Source organism: Shewanella sp. 553, from assembly GCF_059338375.1.
The window spans coordinates 2,553,729-2,577,036 of the sequence record NZ_CM181701.1 but is presented as its reverse complement, the minus strand read 5'-3'; the positions used below and the strand labels follow the sequence as shown (position 1 = coordinate 2,577,036).

Below are 23,308 nucleotides of genomic sequence, written 5' to 3'. Positions count from 1 at the left end.
TTTTTTTATGAGTGAAATTAAACCAAGCGCATTAATTATCAGCTCGAGCTTGATGGCTAAAATAGACTGTTACTCTGGTGTAAGTGGTATCGACCCATTGCAGACATCAATGAAAAGTCATTGAGTTAATGTGATTAATCGTAAGTCGGAAACAACGGATAAGAATCGGGTTATGACTGAACGTAGACAAAAAATATTTGCCATGGTCGCAGGCGAACTGTCTGGGGACATCTTAGGCGCAGGTTTAATCCGTGCCCTAAAGCAGCGTTATCCTGACGCGCGTTTTGTCGGCATTGGTGGTCCACAGATGGACGAATTGGGTTTTGAGTCGCTGTTCTCATTTGAAGAGTTAGCGGTGATGGGGATAGTGGAGGTCTTGTCGCGTCTGCCTCGGTTGCTTAAGGTGCGTAAAACCCTCATCGATGAAATCTCCGCCTTGTCACCCGATTGTTTTATCGGTATCGATGCGCCCGATTTCAATATCGGCCTCGAGTTAAAGCTTAAGCAGCGTGGCATTAAAACCGTGCATTATGTCAGCCCATCTGTGTGGGCATGGCGGCCTAAGCGCATCTTTAAAATTGCCAAAGCAACCAACATGGTGCTGTCGTTGTTGCCGTTTGAAAAGGCGTTTTATGATAAACATCAGGTGCCGTGCACTTTCGTCGGTCATACCTTAGCCGACGACATCCCTATGGAGAATGATAAAGCAGCAGCCCGAGCTCAGCTGGGGTTAGATGCCGAAGATGAATACTTAGCCTTATTGCCGGGCTCACGCGGTGGCGAACTAAAGCAGTTGGCAGAGCCTTTTGTGAAAGCGGCATTGCTGCTACGACAACGTTATCCCGATCTTAAGTTCATCACGCCGCTGGTTAATGCCAAACGCCGCGCCCAATTTGAGGCAGCGCTTGAACAATTTGCTCCCGATTTGGCGATTCATATGGTTGAAGGTCAGTCGCGGGTGGTGATGGCGGCTGCTGATGCCATTTTACTGGCGTCAGGCACGGCGACGTTAGAAGCCATGTTGGTTAAACGGCCGATGGTGGTGGCGTATCGCGTCAGTCCGATCACCTATAGCATTGCCAAAAGTATGATGCAGATAGACAGTTACTCACTGCCTAATCTATTGGCTGGTGAGAAAATTATTCCTGAGTTGATCCAAGCCGACTGCACCGCGCAGAAGATCGCCGATGCGGTAGCGCAACAACTCGATAGCGATCATCGCCCGTTAATGAAACGTTTTGCCACCTTGCATCAACAACTCAAATGTAATGCCAGTCAGCGGGCCGCCGATGCGGTGGTCGCGTTAATTGAGGAGGCGTAATATGGCGACCTTTAAAGATATCACTCAAGCGCAAATCAGCCTATTGTGCCAAGGGTTTTACGCCGGTGTCGACGAGGTGGGGCGCGGACCTTTAGTTGGTGATGTCGTGACCGCAGCCGTGGTGCTCGACCCTAATAATCCTATCGCTGGGCTGAATGACTCGAAAAAATTGTCAGAAAAAAAACGCTTAGCCTTGTTTGCCGAGATTAACCAAAAAGCCCTCGATGTCAGTGTGGGGCGTGCCAGTCCTGCTGAGATAGATGAGCTTAATATTCTGCACGCCACTATGCTGGCAATGCAGCGCGCGGTGGCCGGTCTTAAGGCTCGCCCCGCGCGGATACTGGTCGATGGTAATCGTGTGCCTGACTTTGGTATTGAAAGCCATGCGGTGATCAAAGGCGATGGCCTGATCGCTGGCATCAGCGCCGCATCGATCATTGCCAAAGTGGTGCGAGATCAAGAGATGGACGCGCTCGATGCCAGGTACCCGCAATTTGGTTTTGCTAAGCATAAGGGCTACCCGACAAAAGCGCATTTTGAGGCGCTAGAACAACATGGCGTATTAGCCGAACACCGTAAGAGTTTTCGCCCCGTACAGGCACGTTTATCGCGGGACGATTAATCCTTATCAGCACAGGCAAAGCCGAGTTGAAAGGGTGACGCTGTGTTTCGCTATGTGTTAATCTCAGTCTGTTAATCTCAATGGGCGCTTGCCGCCCAACTAAAAAGATACTATCAACTATGTCAGAACCTCGTTTCGTGCATCTGCGCGTTCACAGTGATTTTTCCATGTCCGACGGCCTCTCGAAAGTGAAGCCCATTCTAGCTAAGGCGACTGAGCTTGAAATGGCGGCGCTTGCCCTGACCGATAAAACCAATTTATGTGGTTTGGTTAAGTTTTACAGCGGCTGCCATGGGGCGGGGATTAAGCCAATTATTGGCACTGACTTTTCGATGTTGGTGCCAGGCTTTGACGACGAGTTTTGCTCGATTACGGTATTGGCCATCAACAATCAAGGTTATAAAAACCTCACCTTATTGATAAGCGATGCCTATCTACGTGGCCATGTACGCGACCGCGCGGTGATCGATCAAGAGTGGCTGATTAAATACAGCGAAGGGTTAATTTTACTTTCGGGCGCCAAAGATGGCGACGTCGGTAAGGCGTTGCTTAAAGGCAACAAAGGCCAAGTTGACTCCTTGGTGGCATTTTATCAGACCCATTTTCCTGAGCGCTATTACCTAGAGCTTATCCGAACGGGTCGCCCCGACGAAGAGCGCTATTTGCACATGGCGGTCGAACTGGCGGCAGAAAAAGACTTGCCCGTGGTCGCGACTAACCAAGTGGTATTTATTCAACCCGAGCAGTTTGAGGCCCATGAGATCCGTGTGGCGATTTCTGATGGCTATACACTCGCCGATCCGCGCCGCCCTAAAACTTACAGCAAAGAGCAGTATTTCCGCTCACAAGATGAGATGTGTGAGCTGTTTGCCGATATTCCTGAAGCGTTGGCAAACTCGGTGGAGATCGCCAAGCGCTGTAATGTCACTGTGCGCCTTGGCGAATACTTTTTGCCTAATTTTCCCACTGGCGATCTGTCCATCGAAGATTTTCTCGTTGCCGTGTCTAAAAAAGGGCTTGAAGAGCGTCTCGAATTTTTGTTTCCCGACCCTAAGGTTCGAGCCGAGCGCCGCCCCGAATATGATGAGCGTCTCGATGTTGAGCTGACCGTGATTAACAACATGGGTTTCCCCGGCTACTTCCTTATCGTGATGGAGTTTATTCAGTGGGGTAAAGACAACGGTATTCCGATTGGCCCGGGGCGTGGTTCAGGAGCGGGCTCGTTGGTGGCGTATGCGCTGAAGATCACCGACCTTGACCCATTAGAATTTGACCTGCTGTTCGAACGTTTCTTGAACCCAGAACGGGTATCTATGCCCGATTTCGACGTCGACTTTTGTATGGACCGCCGCGATGAGGTGATCGATCACGTGGCCGAGCTGTATGGCCGAGATGCGGTATCGCAAATCATCACTTTTGGTACCATGGCTGCCAAAGCCGTGGTGCGCGATGTGGGCCGCGTGCTGGGTCACCCTTATGGTTTTGTCGACCGTATTTCAAAGATGATCCCTGCCGAGCCTGGCATGACGTTGGCTAAAGCCTTTGAGGCGGAACCTGCGCTTCCTGAAGCTTATAACGCCGATGAAGAGGTTAAAGATCTCATCGACATGTGCCGCATCTTAGAAGGGGTGACGCGTAACGCGGGTAAGCACGCAGGTGGCGTGGTGATCGCGCCAACGGTGATCACCGACTTCGCGCCACTGTACTGCGACTCTGAAGGGCAAAATCCGGTTACCCAATTTGATAAAAATGATGTCGAAACCGCTGGATTAGTTAAGTTCGACTTCTTGGGGCTGCGAACCTTAACCATCATCGACTGGGCGCTGCAGATGATCAATCCGCGTCTAGAAAAAGCCGGCAAAGAGCCCATTAGAATCGAAGCGATACCGCTAGATGATCCGGCCTCATTTAGGCTGTTGCAGCGTTATGAAACTACGGCAGTATTCCAGCTGGAATCTCGCGGTATGAAAGACTTGATTAAGCGTCTGCAACCCGATTGCTTTGAAGATATGATCGCCTTGGTGGCGCTGTTTCGTCCCGGACCGCTACAGTCAGGCATGGTAGATAACTTTATTGAGCGTAAGCACGGTCGAGAAGAGGTTTCCTATCCCGACTCTCAATATCAGCATGAGTCTTTAAAAACCCTGCTTGAGCCCACTTACGGCATTATTTTGTATCAAGAACAGGTGATGCAGATAGCCCAGGTCTTATCTGGTTATACCTTGGGCGGCGCGGATATGTTGCGTCGTGCTATGGGTAAGAAAAAACCTGAGGAGATGGCCAAGCAGCGAAGTATCTTTAAAGAGGGCGCAGTCAATAACGGCATCGATGGCGAGCTATCGATGAAGATTTTCGACTTGGTGGAAAAGTTTGCCGGTTACGGTTTTAACAAATCTCACTCGGCCGCTTATGCCTTGGTGTCGTACCAAACCTTGTGGCTTAAGACCCATTTCCCATCGCAATTTATGGCCGCGGTGATGTCGGCCGATATGGATAACACCGACAAGATCGTCACCCTGGTTGATGAGTGTGAACGCATGGGCTTGCCACTGTTGCCACCGGATGTGAATAAAGGGCTGTTTCGTTTTACCGTGGATGACGATATGAACATCGTCTACGGCATTGGTGCCATTAAAGGGGTGGGTGAAGGTCCTGTCGACTCGATTCTCAAGGCGCGTGAAGATGGCCCCTTTATCGACCTATTCGACTTTTGTGCGCGAATTGATCTGAAAAAGCTCAATAAACGGGTTATCGAAAAACTTATCTGTGCTGGCGCCCTCGACACTTTAGGGCCGCACCGCGCGTCAATGATGGCCACCTTGCCAGAGGCCATTCGCGCCGCCGACCAACATGCGAAAGCCGAAGCGATTGGCCAGCACGATATGTTTGGCTTACTCAATAGCGAGCCCGAAGACAGCAAACAGCAATTTGTCGAATGCACCCCGTGGCCCGATAAAGTCTGGCTCGAAGGGGAGCGCGATACCTTGGGCTTGTACCTTACAGGTCATCCGATTAATCAATATCTTAAAGAGTTGAAACACTACACTTCGGGGCGCTTAAAAGACGTGCATCCGACCGAGCGCGGTAAAACCACTAAGGCCGCTGGCTTGGTGGTCGCCACCCGAGTGATGATGACCAAACGCGGCTCTAAGATGGGCTTAGTCACCTTAGACGATAAGAGTGCGCGCCTAGAGGTGATGCTATTTACCGAAGCCTTTGATAAATTTGGCCACCTGCTTGAAAAAGATCGCATCTTAATTGTCGAAGGCGAAGTCAGTTTTGATGACTTTTCAGGTGGCAACCGCATGACGGCACGTAACATTATCGATATGGGCGAGGCGCGGAGCCATTTTGCCCAGGCGGTAGAGGTGGATGTCGATGCAAGCGAAGTCGACAGCAACTGGCTCAACCGGTTTCATCAGGCATTAATGCCGTGGAAAGCGGGCGCGGTGCCGGTGGTGATTAATTATGCGCAGCCACAAGCCAAAGCCCAATTTAAGCTGGGCGATGAATGGCGGGTTAACCCAACCGATGAGCTGATGTTGTCACTGGAGACCTTGACGGGCTCCGATAAAGTCAGGATCCTATTTTAATATGAACGCCACCGCTTGGCAGCCCGCAGAGCAAATTGCGGCATTAATCGCGCAGTTAACGCCACCGCCTGGCACTCAACTGGTGCTGGCCTACAGTGGCGGCGTCGATTCTGAAGTTTTGGCTTTTGGTTTGGCCCAGTTTGCCAAGCAGTATCCCGAGTATCGTTATCTGTTGGTACATGTGCATCATGGGTTAAGTGACAATGCCGGGTGCTGGGCAACCCATTGCCAAGGGCGCGCCTTAGCATACGACCTACCCATTAAGGTTAAGCAAGTTGCGGTGAACACTGGGCCTAGGGTAAGCCTAGAAGCCGCGGCGCGCGACGCCAGATACCACGCCTTAGCCCAAGAGTTAACTGCAGGCGATCTGCTATTGACGGCGCATCATCAAGACGATCAGCTAGAGACCTTATTATTGGCGTTAAAGCGCGGTTTGGGTCCCAAGGGACTGGCCGCCATGGGCGCAATACAAGCATTTCATCAAGATAAGTGGTTGCTACGTCCCTTGCTCGATATTAGCCGGCAACAGGTCGAGCAATTTGCGGCCACTCACGCCATTGAACATATCGAAGATGAGAGCAATTTAGATAATCGTTTTGACAGAAACTTCCTGCGTCTTGAGGTGATCCCCGCTTTGCGTGCGCGCTGGCCGGCCATTGCCGCCACCAGTGCTCGCAGCGCGCAGCTGTGCGCCGAGCAGCAAGCCTTGATTGATGACGAGGTAGCCTCTCGCTTACCCGTCATGTTGCAAGATACCGCTAACTCAAGCAGGCCTGTATTAGATTTACGTTTGTTAGCCCAGCAATCAGCGCCGTGGCGCGCGCAGTTATTAAGGGGTTTTATCGACTCTCTCGGGTTTGCCATGCCATCTGCAGCGCAGCTTAAACAGGTTCTGGTGCAACTCATTGACGCTAAAGAAGATGCTAAGGTCGAAATCAGGCTTAACGCTATGGTGTTACGCCGCTTTCGTCATCAGCTCTATATCGATAGATATCAACCTCATACAAAGTTAGCGCCAATTAATATTTGCGTTAGCGATGCGCCATTACAACATTGGCCGATAACGGACACCATCTCATTGCAGGCTAAGCGCTGTTGTCACGGCGATCGCTTGCGCCTTCCTATGGCAGATGAGCGGGTGAGCGTACGCTTTGGTGCGCCAGGTGCGCTGCGTTGTCATCCCCATTTTCGAGATAAGGGACGTGAGTTAAAAAAACTGTGGCAGGAGTTAGCCGTACCGCCGTGGATGCGCGATCAAGTGCCGCTTATCTATTTTGATGACAATCTCGTTGCCGCGGTGGGCTACTGGATAGAAAAGCGAGATATCGCGATGGCCGATGACGTGGGGGTGGTTTTTGAGTGCGTTGTTTAAGCTTTGTAGTTAGTTAGAGATAGTTGACTTAGCTTCAAATATCTCATGTTATTCTGCGATCCTATAACAGCGACGACCAGCGACCTTGGCATCATATAAGGCTTTATCTGCGCGCAGGTAGAGGTTTTCGGCGTTATCCATAGCTTGCCACTCGGCGACACCTAAGCTGGTATAAATCTCTCTATTATGTTGCTGATTATTATGCTGCATCATGGTCAATATGCGCTGACAAATGAGGCTTGCCGCTTGTGCGTTGCCTTGCACTAATATAGTAAACTCATCGCCACCGATACGAAAAGCCTGGTCGCTGCTACGGATTGCCTGATTAATGGTTTGCCCGAATGTAATGAGCGTCTCATCGCCAATGTGGTGTCCGTATCTATCGTTAAGCGTCTTAAAATGATCTAAATCTAATAAGATTAATGATAAAGGTTCGTCGTGACGAGTGGCTCTGGCTAGCGATTGCTTGAGGCTTTCGATGTAATAACGACGATTACCCAGTTGAGTTAATGCATCGTACATCGCCTGTTTAGCCACCTGCTCATACTGCGCTGCGTTAAATAGCGGACGCGCTAATAATGCCTGCAGTTGATAAAGTAATTCGGTTTGCGAATTTAGCATCGGCGCATTGAGGCGATATTCAATAACAGCACTGCTGCCTTCAATGGGCAGGTGTTGTTTTATTTGCAAACCTTGCTCACTGCCCCAGCTTAGCTGATACTCTTTAAAGTGCAGCTTTATGCCGTTGACAGGCAAATATTGGCCGACCACTTTGCCGTAACAGCTAAATACAGATGCCGGGTCTAAATGCTGGTGTAGCTGTTGCACTATGGTCACCATATTGGGTGAGTCCATACTGGCTTGACGATATGCCGGCTGGTAACGATATTCGCCGGGTGAAAACTCGCTAGCTAAGGCAAAGTCCATGCATTAACTCCACAAAAAATTGGACTAGAGATATGCTAAAAATAAAGCAATTATCGTGCCTACATTTTTAATTGATTATTTCTCTATATTTGTCATTCAGTTACCTCGGTTACATAAAGGTAGTAAATCGGGCGTCAGGATTTTGACAAGCTCAATAAACCCTGACAAGGTAAGGTGTTGCGTGTGTCAACATTTCAAATGTGACCTCATCTATGTTCGGTCGAGCATCGAGCAGAATGCGTCAGGGCATTGTCATGTTGGTAGGGAGGAATGGCTGATTTGGAGCCTAAATGGAACATAGCTTTCTGATTAAAATTTTATTGATGCTGATGATAGCGATCGTCGCCATTGCGATGTTTCGCCGTTTGGGCTTGCCGGCTATTTTAGCTTATTTAGTTACTGGGGCCCTCAGTGGTCCATCGGTATTCAATTGGTTTAGCCAGCAGCAAATACATTCGGTGGCCGAGCTTGGTGTAGTACTGTTGATGTTCTCGCTAGGATTAGAATTTTCTTTACCACGCCTGTGGGCCATGCGCCGCACTGTATTTGGCCTAGGTAGTGCGCAAGTCTTTGTCACTGTTTTGCTTAGTATGTGTATCAGCTTAATGATGGGGCTGAGCATTAATGAGTCGATTATTGTCGGCGCGGCCATCGCTTTATCTTCCACCGCCATAGTTCTTAAGCTGCTCAACGAACAGGGGTGGCTGCGTCGTCGCCACGGTGAACTGTCGGTTAGTGTGTTGCTGTTTCAAGATCTTGCCGTAGTCCCTCTGCTGATTTTAATGCCCTTACTGGCCTCAGACGGTGAGCCGTTAAGTTGGCAAAGTATCGGTCTTGCTATGGTAGAGGGGGTATTCGCCTTCATCGCGTTAATGGCCTTTGGTAAGTGGGCTCTGCCTAAGTTGTTTGATGAGGTGGCTCGCTCGCGATCCAATGAGTTGTTTGTATTATCAACCCTAGTGGTGGCCTTGGTGACTGGCGCAGTGACTCAATGGCTGGGGTTATCCATGGCTTTAGGGGCGTTTATGGCGGGGATGTTACTTGGGGAAAGCCAATATAAGCGCCAGTTAGAGGCCGATATTCGCCCCTTTCGGGACTTGTTAATGGGGCTGTTTTTTATCTCAATCGGTATGCTGCTCGATTTTGGTTTGGTGGTCGATTTTTGGTGGCAGGTACTCTTGCTGGTGGTAGCGGTGATAGTGGCTAAGGCATTGATTGTGTATGGCTTACTTCGCGCCGCTAAAGAATCGTTTCGTACCTCGGTGGCCAGTGCGATCAGTTTAGCTCAGGTGGGGGAGTTTAGTTTTGTGGTGCTGGCACTGGCGGTCAATTACCAGTTATTGGAGATCACCGTCAGTACTAAGCTGGTAATGGTGGCGGTGCTGTCAATGGCGATAGCGCCATGGCTGGTTAAGCACAGCGTCGATATTGCACGGCGCTTACAGGGCAGTAGATTTAAGAGTGAGTTAGAGGGGCAAGGCATACCGCCAATGGAGCACAGTAAAGATCTGGTGTTGATTTTAGGCTATGGCAGAGTCGGGCAGACCATTGCTCGCTTTATGAAAACCGAAGCGGTGCCTTATCTTGTACTCGACCTTGATCCCACTCGAGTGACCGAAGCCCGCCGCGCCGGAGAGCCGGTGTACTTTGGTGATGTGGCTAAACGGGCTATTTTAAAACAAGCGCAAATACGGCAAGCCAAGTTAATCGTGATTACTTTTAGCAGTGCGCGGGTGTTAGATGAGGTATTGCCTTTGTGTCGCCAGTTGGCACCCGATGCCAACATTTTAGTCAGAACACGCGATGATGAGGGCATGGAAGCGCTCGAACAAGCGGGTGCAAGCCAGGTGATCCCCGAGTCGCTCGAGGGCAGTTTAATGTTGGTATCGCAGGTGCTGTATCAGTGTGGTGTGCCACTGACGCGCATCTTAAAACGGCTCGAATATGAACGTCGTAACCATTATCAATATCTGCACGGTTTTTTTTCAGGAGAGGAGACTGACTTTACCTTAGAGTTACTGCATGCGGTAGCACTGCCCAAGGGGGCGCAAGTGGTGGGCCAAACCTTAGCCGATATCCCATGGCAAGAGTTACGGGTAGAGTTACGCGCTGTCAGGCGAGCCGGCGCTGAAGTGGAAAGCCCCGATCTGACCTGGCTTATCAGGCCCGGTGATATTTTAATTTTGCTGGGTAAACCTAGGCGTGTCGAGAAAGCGGAACATTTTTTATTGCAAGGGTGAGTGATTAAGGCGTGTTATTGAGGCGCAGCATGATAGCAGTAAGTGACATATGATGAGTCAGCACAAAAAGGAGGAGCGGATGCAATCGTGGTTAGCGACCCTATTACTGCCTTTGCTTACACCAATGTTAGTGCTACAGGCCTTATGGGTTAAGCGGGTAACGCCTAAATTACCAGAAGCTAAGGGGCCACGTGAAGGCTTGATTGAGTCGAGTCACAATATGTTGGATTTTGCATTGGCTAAGGAGGCTTGTGGAACTGCCGATACGTCGTTGATAAAGAGCATTAATATCCTTATTTTAGGCGACTCAGCTGCGGCGGGAGTGGGGGTGGATTTGCAGCAACAGGCACTAAGCGGCTATTTGACCAAACGGTTAAGCGAACATTATGTCGTGCGTTGGACCTTGCTTGCTCGCAGTGGCTTAACCACAAACAAAACATTGGCTAAGCTCAGCAGTGAGTCTTGGCAAGCCAGTTTACGCCAAGGGCAATATGATGTGGTGTTGCTGTCTCTAGGTGTTAATGACGTGCTTAGCCCGTTAAGGGTGACGAAATGGCTTAGCAGTACAGAATGTTTACTGCATGAGCTCAGGCAACACTCGCCAGAGGCGCAGTTACTACTTACACCCGTGCCGCCGTTAGGGGCATTTTTGGCATTCCCACAGCCACTGCGCTGGTTTGTAGGACAACGAAGCGATGAATTTAATCGGCGTTTACAACAATTGCTCGCCTCAAAGAGCCGTTGCTACCTGCTATCACTGCAACTTCCTTTGAGTCATGATTCGCTGGCAGCTGATGGATTTCACCCCAGTGAGTCGAGCTATCGCCTGTGGGCTGACGTTGCTGTGCAGCAAATGCTATCGCAGCCTGGTATTGACGGCAGGGTGAATTAGTATGATGAGTCGATATTAAAAAACGCTTTAATCTCATCAATCTGACACATGGCATCTTGATAGCCCAAATTAATTAATGCGCCACAATAGGGCTGCTCAAACAGCAGATAGGAGGCGATACTCGAGTCCGATTGCTGATTAATGCCGATAAGGCGCAGTAATGTGCGCACCGCCAGCGGCATCTTATGATAGTACTGCGCCGCAATTTGGCTTAAGTCTTCGCTGGGTTTAATCACTAAGGTATCGATAGGTTTAAGCGAAACTTGTTGGCGCGCCGCTTCTGGGATCAAACTCAAGGTACTGTTAATACGCTGTAATCGTTCTAAGTCACTGTTGAGCGTGTCAGAGAAGATAGTATCTAATAGGTGACCCGCAATGGTCGCCGTCTTAGGATGATGTTCCATCTCCTGATGTAGCTGTTTATGTGGGCTCTCTAAATTAATCACCATAATTTTTTGGGCCCCTAAATGAATCGGGCTGCTCAGTGGAGCCAGTTGATGCACTGAGCCATCACCATAATAACCTCGGTTGAGCTTGACCGAGGGAAACACCAAAGGGATCGCCGCGCTCGCCAGTAAATGTTCGGTATTTAACTGTGTCCGTTGACCGCCACGGCGGGCTCGATTCCACTCTTCAATTTGGCGACTGGCTTGAAAAAAGGTCACTGAACGTGCCGAGTTATAGCATGAGGTGTCAATACTTAAGGCGTGCAGGGCGCCATTGGCAATATTTCTGTCGATGCGAGCAAAGTTGATTACTTCATTGAGTAGACCACGCAGCGGTTCATTGTCAAATAGGCTGCCAGGTTCGGGATTGATCCGCTCATCTTGTAATCCCATTAATGCCATTTTAGCCAGGTGTGAAAATACGCCACCAAAGGAGGAGCGGTAGACCATATGGGTATTAAAATGGCGCCAAATCCACTCGAGCTTACGAACCCCAAGATGAAAACAGGAGGCGTGAGTCGCTATAGAAGTACCATTGATCGCCCCCGCAGAGGTGCCACAAATGATCTTAAAAGGGATGCCATGATTACGAGGATAAAATTGCACAATCGCCTTGAGCACCCCTATCTGATAAGCGGCTCTTGCACCCCCACCCCCCAAGACTAACGCTGTTGTGTCCGGCAAGTTCATCCCTTACTATCGTTAAGCTACTATCTTATTAAAAATAAACACTTATTTTTAATTGTTATTGGTTTTGCGTGTTGGTCAAATATGCGCTATGTCATCAAGTTGTTATTAATTTAGAATATGTGAGCGGCTGTTGATGTTCAAGTGACATGGCATCTTTTTATCAGGTAATGGCTGCTGTGATGTTTGCTTCCTATCATCAGCGCTAGCGTATTTTAGGGCTTGGCAGCAAAGCGCGACCCTAACATAAAGTGCTGCCGATATCGTCTAGTTAATAAGTCTATATTTACCCAAGCCTGAAAATGTGTTTCAGCAAGAGATATAAGCCTATCTTATTGTAATTAATATGTTAAGTTTGAAGTGGCGTCTACTTTGTTGCCAACTGGGCAGATTTGATAATATCGGAGGTTGCGGTAGACTGGAAAAATCTACATTTGAGGGATTAACCATGTTACAGCCACTAAAAATAATAATAGCTGATGACCATCCACTGTTTAGACAAGCATTAGTCAATATCCTAACCAGTCAGTTCGACAACATAACCTTGTTAGAGGCCGAAAGCGTGGGTCAACTCGAAGCGCTGTTAATGGCTCATGACGATGCCGACCTGCTGTTATTAGACCTTAATATTCCTAATGCTCATGGTTTTAATACCTTAGTCAATATCCGTAATAGTTACCCACAGATTGGTGTATTAGTGATCTCTGGCCAAGAAGATAAGCTAACCGTAGGCAAGAGCATCTCCTTTGGCGCGGCAGGCTTTATCCCTAAGTCGACGGCGGTCGATGAGATGGTTAAAGCCATCAAGGCTGTGCTGGCGGGGCAGCAATGGATCCCTCAGGGTTGTGGCGACTTAGCCTCGGTCACCTTAGACAGTATGAGCAGTAAAATTGCCAGTTTATCGCCGCGGCAACACCGCATTTTAATGATGTTTGCCGATGGCCTTACTCAATAAGCAAATTGCCTACGAGCTGGGTTTATCTGAAGCGACCATCAAGGCCCACGCCAGTGCGATTTTCCTAAAATTAGGCGTCCATACTCGCACTCAGGCCGTGATTGCCATGAGTCAGTTATATCTGGATAAGACGCCGCAGCCTGAGCAGGCCTAACGACTAAGTTTACATGGCTAACGTTAATATGATTAAGCAGACTCCACCTCATCGATAGCCACTCTCTATTACTCGATTAAGCCGCTAGCCATGCCTAGTTGCGATGACAACTCGTTATTAAGGTTCTCGTTCGCCGGCGGCATAATTAGCCGATGTGGGCGCCGAGTAGTTATTGTGTAGGCTACTCGCCAGTGTGGCGCTCATCACCGCCCGCAGTGCGATGGGTTTAATGATTTTGCGTAGATACCCATAACCTAAGGCTTTGGCCTGCAATACCACGCTTTCATCTATGGTGGCGGTGATCAGCACTGCTGGCACCGGATGGGGTGACAGGGCTTGTAGCTGACTCATTAAATCCAAACCATTTTGGTTATCATCGAGTTGATAGTCCATCAATACAATATCGATATTGGCAGCATATTGCTTAAACAGCGCTTTGGCTCGCTCTGGCGTCGATGCCCCGTAGACTTGGCAGCGCCAGCCTGCCAGCAACTCTGTCATGCCATTGAGTACGTTAGGATCGTTATCGACCACCAAGACGTGCACCCCATTGAGAGTCAAAATATCTGCCTGAGTGGCAATTGTTGTACAGGGCTGAGCCGTGACCGTTTGCACCGCCAAACTGAAGATGCTGCCGCTGCCCACCTCGGACGATAAGGTCAGCTGATGTTGCAGTAACCCGGCTAATCCTTGTGCAATGTTTAAGCCTAACCCTAAACCGTTAACGCCATCATGCCCCGAATGCTGCAGGCGGGTGAACTGCTCAAAGATCATCGCCTGTTTGTCGGCTGGGATCCCTGGGCCATCGTCGACCACTTGCACTAATACGCCAGTTGCTTGCCTGCGACAACCCAGTACTATTTTACCATTCCCCGCGTAGCGAAACGCATTGCTGACCAGGTTTTGTAAGATGCGTCTGAGCAACACTTTATCACTGCGGATCCACACCGAGGTGTTAATCAACTTGAACTTAACCTTAGATGCCGCCGCCATGGCGCTAAACTCTTCTTTAAGCGAGTCCAGCACCTCTTGCAGGGCGAAGGCGGTAATTTCGGGCACTACCGTGCCACTTTCAATACGTGATACCTCATTAAGATCCAGTAGCAGTTCGTTAGCCACCTGCAGGGCATTGTCGATATAGCCTATCTGCTGTTTTTGTTTGGCACTGAGCTGACCATTTTGCACAAAGGCGGAGGAAAATAATCTGGCCGCCGACAGGGGCTGCAGGAGATCATGGCTGCACGCCTTGAGATATTGGCTTTTTTTCTGGTGAGCCTGCTCCACTTTTTGCAGCGCCTGAGCCAGCTCGGCGTTGGACTGGGCCAGCTGGGCGTTGGCTTGCTCCATCTTTTTGGTGCGCTCAGAGACTCGGGCCTCTAGATCGAGGTTTTTCTCTTTGAGCAGTTTTTCCGCTTCGCGATAGATAGTGATATCGGAAAAAATCATCACAAAACCACCATCGGGGATCGGATTGCCCTGAATGCGAATGGTCTTACCATCGGGCTGCTGGCGCTCTGTGCTGTGATGACTGCCTTGACGTAAAAAATCCAACCGCCGCTCTACCTGCTCATCGAGATTGGCAATGTAGCGTTTGCCCACGCTGAGGTTATATTCGATAAGTTGGCTCACCGGGCAACCTATGTAGATCAGGTCGTCCGGATAGTTAAACAGGTTCAAATAGTGTTGGTTCCAGGCCACTAACTTGAGATCTCTGTCGATCACCGAAATCCCTTCACTGGCATTTTCAATCGCGCTATGGAGTACCGAACGGCTAAACTCCATCCGATGGCTGGAGGCGACTTCCACCAACTGGGCCACATCTTCAATGGCAATATCGCGGCCATTGAGGGCATAAGAGAGCACTAAGCGCGCCGACGCTGACCCCATTACGCTGGCAAGCATGTTTTCGGTATAGAAAATCAGCGCCTGATTATGGGCGTTTTTATCGACAATAGGTTGGGGCTGACATGCAAAAAAATGGTAAAAGCCTTGGGCGGCCTTATCTTTGCCCACAAAGCGCGCCACTAAGAGTTCAAGCTCGGTCGGATTAACGTTTTTGGGCACCTCTTGCTGTAATTTATCCAGCTCTGGTCGCTCGATAAAGTGGCCGATTTGCATCTGCTCATGCACGCTTTGACGGGTAAAGGAAGACACCAACCAGATAGTCATGATATTGACAAACAAGCCCACTAAGGTCGCCATGGTCGTCATGGAGTAGTCGCTGCCAGCAAAGGGATGTGGATACAAGCCAAGCTGTGGCAGTAAGTTCAGTGTCAACCACAAGCTGAAGCCTGCACTTATCCCCACCAACACGCCAATCAGGGTCACGCGGCGCCATAAAAATGCGGCAAAGAACGCCGGACCAATTTGCGCGATAGCGCCAAAAGCCACTTCTCCAAGTGAGGATAGGGTGTCGGGGGGGGCGATAAGGAACATGCCATAGCTCATAAATATCACCACTAATACCAGTGCTTTACGTATATTGAGCAGGTGTGAGCGAAATTTATGAAAGTCGTTGCTGTGGATATTATTGATCTTAAATAGGGTGGGAAACACCACCTCGTTACTGAGCATGGTACTCAGGGCGATGGTCGAGATGATCACCATAGAGCTGGCCGCCGAAATCGCCCCAAGAAAGCTAAACAAGCCTAACCAAAGATCGCCGTTAACCGTGGGTAAAAACAATACATAAGCATCACTTTGCAACGAATCGCCATAGAGAATATTGCCTGCCTGTCCCAGCGGGGTGGCAAAAAAAGCAAAGACCAACACATACAGCGGAAACGTCCAGCGGCTCCATAGCGCGTGTTTTTGCTCTTTTAGCTCCACAATCAACACCTGAAACTGGCGCGGCAGACACAAAAACGCTGACATCACGATAAACAGTAAGCCAAACATCGAAATAATATTGGGGTAGGCAAACTCGGTGGTGATAGGGGAGAGCGCGCTGGCCTGACGCCATATCTCTAGGGGCGACTCAAAGAGAAAAAAGGAGACAAAAATCCCGATGGTGAGATAAGCGATAAGCTTGACCAGAGATTCAAAGGCAATCGCCAGCATCATACCTGGGTGGCGCTCAGTGACATCGATGGCGCGCACGCCAAAGATAATGGTAAAACCGGCCAAGATTAAACTCACCACCAGACCCAACTGCCACGATGATAAGAGGTGGTCTTGGCGCAAAATTTCATAGGAGTTAACAATCGCTTTTTGCTGCAAGGCTATATAGGGCAGGGTGCCGAACAGGGCGACTAAGGTCACCACTACTGCCAATAGCGGCGATTTACCAAAGCGGGACGCGAGCAGGTCGGCAATCGAGGTGATATTGAGCCGCAAACAGACCCGTATCACCCGCTGAATAAAGGGCCAAGCGAAAATAAACAGTAAAATAGGCGCAATATACACAGGTAAGTAAGCAAACGAGTTGTTCGCCGCTTGCCCTGCAGTCCCCAGAAAGCCCCACGAGGTGCAGTACACCCCAAGAGACAGTGAATAGATAATCTTATGTTGCTGTTTAAACAGCTTATCGCGGTATTTGTCACCGATAAATGCCATCAAAAACAGCAAACCGATATAGCTGATGCTGATGGTCACTAAGAGCCAATTAGGAAACATGGTAGCGCTAAACCTATTGCGGCGCAGTGTTGTGGCTAGGCAGCCCACTGCTGTGATTGTTATGTAAATTAACTTATCACATTTTGTGCGATCTGCATCACATATAGGCTACCGACTTAAGTCTTAAGGGCTTGCTTAGTTTGCCCACTTGAGGGCAGTTGAGATGACACACACTTTTGTCTTACGACTTATGGGTTACCCCTTATTGGTTAATGCTTGCTGATTACGCCTTGGTGACTAAGTCCCATGGTGTAAGCCAAGGGATCTAAGCCCTGTGCATTAATACCTATTCCCAATTGAGCCTTCAAGGTTATATGTCCATCTTGGAGGCAGACTAAACAGGGGAAAAACGATGCTCACTTCAACCATAAAAAACATCACGCTTGCTACTTCACTCTGCCTCGTGGCGGGTTCTGCCGCTGCTGCATTTGACTTTGAGGTCGGCGACGAGGGCAAGTTGTCATTTGGCGGTTACCTAAAAGCCGATGCGCGTTACGTGTCTGGTGACGTTGCCTACCGCGACTTTTGGATAGGAGCGGGTCAGCCGCTCGCAGAAAGTGCGAATCAATTTAAGATTTTTGCTAACGAATCACGCTTTAACACCAAGTATGTCCATGGCGATGTGATGGGCTTTATTGAGATGGATTTTTATGGTGGTGGCGGTAGCGAGGTGGTATCGAATTCGGCTAATCCACGCCTGCGCCACGCCTTTATAAAATACAAAGGGCTGACGGCTGGGCAAACCTGGACCACCTTTATGAACACCAGTGCCATACCTGAAACGGCCGACTTTGCCGGTGCCACCATTGGTTTAGCGTTTGTGCGTCAGGGGCAGGTGCGTTACGACATGGGCAATTTCCAGGTGTCGATAGAAAATCCAGAGAGTGTCGGCGGCGATACGGCTAATGACGACTTGCCCGATGTGGTCGCGCGTTACAACCTTAAAGGCGACTGGGGTAATGTGTCGTTTTCGGCTCTAGGCCGCAACCTTAATACCACAACGGGTAACAGTGAGACCGCCTTTGGTGGCTCTATCGCCGGCGTGGTTAACACCTTTGGCAAAGATGATTTTCGCTTTCAGGTGCACCTAGGTGATGTGGGGCGTTATGTGGGCGTGGGCGCCGTGCAAGACTTAGTGGGCGAAGAGGTAGAAAGCACCACCTCGTATTTAGCGGCCTACCGTCATTACTGGACCGATACCCTCAGAAGTACCGTGCTTTATGGCTACCTAGAAACCGATGAAACCAATATTGAGCGCAGCCAATGGAGCGTTAATTTGTTCCAAAATCTCACGCCAGCACTAGCCATAGGTGTTGAGGTGGGCAATTTTGCCATGGATGAGCAAAACGTCGATTCAGACTACGTGCAACTGTCTATGCGCTACGCCCTCTAGACCCACCACTTGGCGAGGCGGCAATGTGCCCCTCGCCTTTTTGACATCAGTTTTGACACCACAATACAGCGCTACCAGTTAAGTGAGCTAGCGGGTTGAGATAAACCGCGCTGCGCTCAAGGCGAGATAAGCGTTTTTTTAAAAGGAGTATGGGTGTGACAGAGACCATTTTAAAAGTCGAGCAGATTTCACTGGCATTTGGTGGCGTTAAGGCGCTGACCGATGTCAGTTTTGAGGTCAATCGCGGCGCCGTTTTCTCCATCATTGGTCCAAATGGTGCGGGCAAGACCTCGATGCTTAACAGCATTTCAGGCCGTTATCGCCCGCAGCAGGGCTCGATTCATTTTGACGGCCAAGATGTGACCCACATGCGCCCTAACGATCGCGCCGACCTTGGCATTGGGCGCACCTTCCAAAACTTGGCGCTGTTTGGCCATATGTCGGTGCTCGACAACATCATGGTTGGGCGTCATCACCTGATGAAAAATAACTGGCTGACGGGCCCGCTGTACTGGGCATCGCCGGCACAAAAAGAGGAGCTGAGTCATCGTCGCCACGTCGAGGAGATCATCGACTTTCTCGACATCTCTCATGTGCGTAAATCTGTCGCAGGCACCTTGTCATACGGGCTGCGCAAACGGGTTGAATTGGCGCGCGCTATTGCACTCAATCCCAAGCTGATTTTGCTTGACGAGCCGATGGCAGGCATGAACCTGGAAGAGAAAGAGGATATGGCGCGTTATATCCTCGACTTAAATGAAGAATTTGACATCACTGTGGTGATGATTGAGCACGATATGGGCGTGGTGATGGATATCTCCCACGAAGTGATGGTGCTCGATTTTGGTAAGCGGCTTATTTGTGGTCTCCCGGATGAGGTGATGGCCGACGAGCACGTAAGGCAGGCTTATTTAGGGCTTGAAGACAATGAGCAATTAAAAGAGGTCGTCTAATGAGTAGGTCAAATCAAGCAGCGCAATCCTTTGATATGGGAAGCATGGATACCTTTCCCAAGATCTTGCGCCATAACGCCGCTAACTGGGGCGCCGACATCGCCATGCGTGAAAAAGAGTTTGGCATTTGGAGCGAGTTTAGCTGGCAAGATTATCACAATCGCGTCAAGTGGATGGCGCTCGCATTTAACCATTTAGGCATTACAGCCAACACCACCATTGCCCTACTGGGTGAAAACCGCCCCGAGTGGGTGTGGGGCGAGGTGGCCGCCCACGCCTTATGTTGTTACTCGCTGGGTATTTACCAAGACTCGATGCATGAAGAGGTGGCTTATCTGCTTAATCGCAGTAATGCCCAAGTGGTGGTGGCTGAAGATGAAGAGCAGTGCGATAAGTTACTCGAGCTGGGCGACCAGATCCCGTCGGTAAAATACATTGTCTATTGCGACCCAAGAGGCATGCGTAAATATGACGACCCACGCCTGATCAGTGTGGAAGAGATTTACCGCATTGGTCAGCAGGTGGATAACACCTCACCGCGCTATTATGACAACTTAGTCGATGCCGGAAAGGCCGACAACATCGCCATCTATTGCACCACATCGGGCACCACCTCTAAGCCGAAAATTGTGTTGCTGCAAGGCAGTAAATTTATCGACCATTGCTGCTCCTATTTACGTGCCGATCCTAGGGCACCGGGTGATAACTATGTGTCGGTTTTGCCGCTGCCGTGGATCATGGAGCAGGTATATGCTGTGGGGCAGGCATTAATTGCCCGGCAAATCGTCAATTTTGTGGAAGAGCAAGAGACCATGATGGCGGATCTGCGCGAGATAGGTCCTAGCTTTGTGCTGCTCGCTCCCCGTGTGTGGGAAGGCATTCTTGCCGATGTCAAAGCGCGCATGATGGACTCCACCCCCTTTAAGCAAAAGCTGTTTAACTTTGCCATGGCGCGCGCCGAACAACGGCTGACGCAGGGCAAACGTTCTCAGCTTGCCGATTGGTTGTTGATGAAGGCGCTGCGTGATCGTTTAGGGTTCTCGTTTTTAAAATCGGCAGCCACCGGCGGCGCCGCGATGGGGCCAGACACCTTTAAGTTTTTTCAAAGCATCGGCGTTCCGCTGCGTCAGCTCTATGGGCAAACCGAGATGTGTGGCGCTTACACTATTCATCAGCAAGATGATGTGGATTACGACAGCGTTGGGGTCGCCTTTGATACCGCCGAACTCAAAGTGATCAACACCGACAGTGAAGGGGTGGGTGAGGTTATCGCCAAAACCGTTGGCATGTTTAACGGGTATTTAGGCGACGATGAAGCTTATCTGGAAGATGTCAAAGATGGTTGGATGCACACCGGCGATGCTGGTTACTTCAAGCCATCGGGTCATTTGGTGGTGATTGACCGCATTAAAGATCTGGCTAAAACCAGTAACGGTATTCAGTACTCACCACAATATATCGAAAACAAACTCAAGTTCTCCTCCTTTATCGGTGAGGCGGTGATTTTGGGCAAAGATAAACCCTATTTGTCGGCGATATTGTGCATTCGTTTCAGTATTGTCGCCAAGTGGACCGAGCAGCAAGGCTTGGCGTTTACCAACTACACCAACCTGTCGAGTTTGCCTGAGGTGTATGAGCAGCTCAGCCTTGAAGTGCAGCGGGTCAATGAAACCCTGCCAGATGCACAAAAAATCAATAAATTCATTTTGTTATATAAAGAACTCGATGCCGATGACGGTGAGCTCACCCGTACCCGTAAGGTGCGCCGTGGGGTGATCGCCGACAAGTATGGCGACATTATCGACTCGATTTATAACGATGAGCCCCATGTGGATATCGACACAGTGATCACCTTCCAAGATGGCACTCAGTCGCGGATTAAAACCCAACTTAAGGTCGCCACCGTGGTCGATGGCCCTACGGCTACCGATGCCAATGTCACGCAAAGGAGAGCATCATGAATTTCGAACTGTTATTACAACTGATCATTAACGGCCTGATAGTCGGCCTGTTGTATGGGGTTGTCGGCATGTGTTTTGTGTTGGTGTATAAGTCGACCCAAATCGTCAACTTTGCCCAAGGTGAGTTTTTACTGGTGGGCGCGTGGGTCTGCTGGGCATTTTTAACCTACTTCCAGTTACCTTTTTTCTTAGGCTTTATATTAACCCTCTGTTTTATGGCCGCGTTTGGCGTGTTACTGCAGATGATAGTGCTGCGCCCCATGATTGGCGAACCGATAATTTCGGTGATCATGGTGACTATCGGCCTGTCGATTTTTTTCCAGTCGTTAACTAAATGGATTTTTGGGGTGTCGCCCCAGAGCTATCCGCAGGTGTTTGATACCCAGTCGGTGGCCATCTTTGGCCTCAATATCGAATTTGCCTACTTGATGAGTACTGTGATTGCGCTGCTGATCATGGTGAGCTTCTTTCTGTTCTTTAAATATTCTAAGCATGGGTTAGCCATGCGCGCCACCGCGTTTGATCAGCAGGTTGCACAAAGCCTAGGCATTTCGGTTAAGCAGGTCTTTGCCATGAGCTGGGGCATTGCCGCCACCGTATCGGCCACCGCAGGTGTGGTGATTGGCATGGTTAACGGGGTATCAGACTCACTCTCCTCTATCGGCATTAAGGTGTTTCCAGCGGTGATCTTGGGCGGGCTAGACTCCATTGTCGGTGCCATTGTCGGCGGCGTGGTGATTGGCGTGCTGGAAAACGTGGCCGAGTTCTTCGACAGCCAATATCTGCATATTGGTAACATGTACGACATCGCGCCTTTTTATGTGTTGCTTATCATCTTGTGGTTTAAACCTTACGGCCTATTTGGCACCCGTGATATTGAGCGGATCTAGAGGATAGCATTATGAATCAACTATTTGAGATTGACCTATTGGCCCAAGGAGTTTGTTATGTCTAGTTTGGCGATGCGCCCCTGTGGTGATTTCCGCACCAGTTATAAGGCGGATAACACCATTTTCGAAACCAGTACCATTCGATTAGTAACCATCATGGTGATCGCTCTGGCGTGTGCGGCACCGTTGGTGCTCGACGGTTACTTTTTAACCCTGTTTATTCAAATCTCCTATCTTGGTATTGCGGCCCTGGGGCTCAATATTCTGGTGGGCTTTACCGGACAGATCTCCTTAGGTCACGGCGCCTTTTTTGGCTTTGGTGCGTTTGCCTCGGCTTGGCTCAATACCAGTTTCAATATTCCTGTGGTGTTTTGTATCCCCTTGGCGGGTTTCTTAACCATGGCGGTTGGCATGATGTTTGGTATGCCGGCAGCGCGCATTAAGGGCTTGTACTTGGCTATCGCCACCTTGGCAGCGCAGTTCATTATTCAGGACTTCTTTGGCCGCGCCGAATGGTTTTCTGGCGGTGCGTCGGGGGCGATGGCTGCGCCAGTTAACCTGTTTGGTTTCGAATTTGATACCGACTTGAGCTTCTACTTTATCGCGCTGTTCGCCTTAGTGTTTATGTACATCTGGGGCTGTAACTTGATGCGAAGCCGTGATGGTCGCGCCTTTGTGGCGGTGCGCGACCATTATCTTTCTGCCGAGATCATGGGCGTTAAATTAAATAAATATCGTCTGTTGTCTTTTGGGATCTCCTCTTTTTATGCCGGCATTGGTGGCGCGCTATATGGCCACTATTTGGGTTATGTGTCGGCGGAAGGCTTTACCATTTTTATGTCGATTCAGTTTCTGGCCATGGTGATCATCGGCGGGCTAGGGTCGGTAAAAGGCACCTTAATGGGGGTGGTGTTTATGGTGTTACTGCCCGAAGTGCTCGAGAGCATGGTGGGGTTAATGAATTACACCCCGTGGGGTGACATCCCTATGGTGACCGACGGCCTTGCCTATATCAAAGAGATGGCCATTGGCTTGGTGATCATCTTGTTTTTGATTTTTGAACCGCAAGGTCTAGCCCATCGCTGGGGCCAAATTAAAAACTACTGGAAGTGCTATCCATTTGCTTACTAGTAGTGACGGTTTTACCTGTGTCCCGAGAGCGGACACAGCCGTTAACGGTGCTGGCGAGCAGCGTTAACAAGATACTCTTCTTAGCCTTTAAAGAAGCACGCAGTTTGACATGAGAACGGGCTTAGCCTAACCCACTTGGGGGCGGCAGCGTTCAAC

Annotated in this window: 14 protein-coding genes and 1 pseudogene; 12 read left to right on the top strand and 3 right to left on the bottom strand. The window is 49.7% G+C overall.

The window, feature by feature from the left end; translation table 11 throughout:
- Positions 1 to 172: 172 nt before the first annotated feature.
- The 4 genes from lpxB to tilS all read left to right on the top strand — a co-directional run bounded on the left by lpxB (position 173) and on the right by tilS (position 6,908).
- Positions 173 to 1,321, top strand: coding sequence for a lipid-A-disaccharide synthase (lpxB, locus tag AC5YBZ_RS11445; RefSeq protein ID WP_494542922.1), 1,149 nt, complete (start codon positions 173 to 175; stop codon positions 1,319 to 1,321).
- A 1-nt stretch (position 1,322) separates the two neighbouring features.
- Positions 1,323 to 1,943 (top strand): ribonuclease HII, encoded by a 621-nt coding sequence (gene rnhB / locus AC5YBZ_RS11440; RefSeq protein WP_494523718.1) that lies wholly within the window; start codon positions 1,323 to 1,325, stop codon positions 1,941 to 1,943.
- 119 nt (positions 1,944 to 2,062) lie between these two features.
- Positions 2,063 to 5,536, top strand: coding sequence for a DNA polymerase III subunit alpha (dnaE, locus tag AC5YBZ_RS11435; RefSeq protein WP_494523717.1), 3,474 nt, complete (start codon positions 2,063 to 2,065; stop codon positions 5,534 to 5,536).
- Position 5,537: 1 nt separating this feature from the next.
- A complete protein-coding gene (gene tilS, locus AC5YBZ_RS11430; protein ID WP_494521357.1) occupies positions 5,538 to 6,908 on the top strand; it encodes a tRNA lysidine(34) synthetase TilS in 1,371 nt (456 codons plus the stop codon).
- Between the two features lie 48 nt (positions 6,909 to 6,956).
- Here the strand turns inward: tilS and dgcS are convergent, their stop codons facing one another.
- The gene (gene dgcS, locus AC5YBZ_RS11425) at positions 6,957 to 7,835 is read right to left on the bottom strand and encodes a diguanylate cyclase DgcS (protein WP_494521358.1); all 879 of its coding nucleotides are present in this window, start codon (positions 7,833 to 7,835) and stop codon (positions 6,957 to 6,959) included.
- A 290-nt stretch (positions 7,836 to 8,125) separates the two neighbouring features.
- On the opposite strand from dgcS, the gene AC5YBZ_RS11420 reads away from it, so the two are divergent.
- Together AC5YBZ_RS11420 and AC5YBZ_RS11415 are read left to right on the top strand one after the other, a co-directional pair.
- Entirely contained in the window at positions 8,126 to 10,075 is a 1,950-nt protein-coding gene (locus tag AC5YBZ_RS11420; RefSeq protein ID WP_494521359.1) for a monovalent cation:proton antiporter family protein, read from the top strand.
- Positions 10,076 to 10,154: 79 nt separating this feature from the next.
- Positions 10,155 to 10,967 (top strand): SGNH/GDSL hydrolase family protein, encoded by an 813-nt coding sequence (locus AC5YBZ_RS11415; RefSeq protein ID WP_494521360.1) that lies wholly within the window; start codon positions 10,155 to 10,157, stop codon positions 10,965 to 10,967.
- On the opposite strand, the gene AC5YBZ_RS11410 is transcribed toward AC5YBZ_RS11415, so the two are convergent.
- Positions 10,964 to 12,097 carry a patatin-like phospholipase family protein gene (locus AC5YBZ_RS11410; protein ID WP_494521361.1) on the bottom strand — a complete coding sequence of 378 codons (1,134 nt, stop codon included), beginning with the start codon at positions 12,095 to 12,097 and terminating at the stop codon, positions 10,964 to 10,966. The two genes, AC5YBZ_RS11415 and AC5YBZ_RS11410, sit on opposite strands and share 4 nt — an antisense overlap.
- A 451-nt stretch (positions 12,098 to 12,548) precedes the next feature.
- On the opposite strand from AC5YBZ_RS11410, the pseudogene AC5YBZ_RS11405 reads away from it, so the two are divergent.
- A pseudogene (locus tag AC5YBZ_RS11405) lies at positions 12,549 to 13,209 on the top strand (response regulator transcription factor).
- Between the two features lie 117 nt (positions 13,210 to 13,326).
- On the opposite strand, the gene AC5YBZ_RS11400 reads toward AC5YBZ_RS11405, so the two are convergent.
- Positions 13,327 to 16,824 carry a sensor histidine kinase gene (locus AC5YBZ_RS11400; RefSeq protein ID WP_494521363.1) on the bottom strand — a complete coding sequence of 1,166 codons (3,498 nt, stop codon included), beginning with the start codon at positions 16,822 to 16,824 and terminating at the stop codon, positions 13,327 to 13,329.
- Between the two features lie 352 nt (positions 16,825 to 17,176).
- Here AC5YBZ_RS11400 and AC5YBZ_RS11395 point away from each other — a divergent pair, with 352 nt between their 5' ends.
- From AC5YBZ_RS11395 to AC5YBZ_RS11375, 5 genes are all read left to right on the top strand, one after another.
- Entirely contained in the window at positions 17,177 to 18,217 is a 1,041-nt protein-coding gene (locus AC5YBZ_RS11395) for a DcaP family trimeric outer membrane transporter (protein ID WP_494521364.1), read from the top strand.
- 155 nt (positions 18,218 to 18,372) lie between these two features.
- Complete coding sequence (locus tag AC5YBZ_RS11390) at positions 18,373 to 19,170, top strand: ABC transporter ATP-binding protein (protein WP_494521365.1); 798 nt, start codon at positions 18,373 to 18,375, stop codon at positions 19,168 to 19,170.
- On the top strand, positions 19,170 to 21,131 hold the full coding sequence (locus AC5YBZ_RS11385; RefSeq protein WP_494542921.1) for a long-chain fatty acid--CoA ligase: 1,962 nt from the start codon (positions 19,170 to 19,172) through the stop codon (positions 21,129 to 21,131). The genes AC5YBZ_RS11390 and AC5YBZ_RS11385 overlap by 1 nt, the downstream gene beginning before the upstream one ends.
- Positions 21,128 to 22,021 (top strand): branched-chain amino acid ABC transporter permease, encoded by an 894-nt coding sequence (locus AC5YBZ_RS11380; RefSeq protein WP_110458633.1) that lies wholly within the window; start codon positions 21,128 to 21,130, stop codon positions 22,019 to 22,021. The genes AC5YBZ_RS11385 and AC5YBZ_RS11380 overlap by 4 nt, the downstream gene beginning before the upstream one ends.
- 57 nt (positions 22,022 to 22,078) lie before the next feature.
- Positions 22,079 to 23,152 carry a branched-chain amino acid ABC transporter permease gene (locus AC5YBZ_RS11375; RefSeq protein ID WP_494521367.1) on the top strand — a complete coding sequence of 358 codons (1,074 nt, stop codon included), beginning with the start codon at positions 22,079 to 22,081 and terminating at the stop codon, positions 23,150 to 23,152.
- Positions 23,153 to 23,308 lie beyond the last annotated feature (156 nt).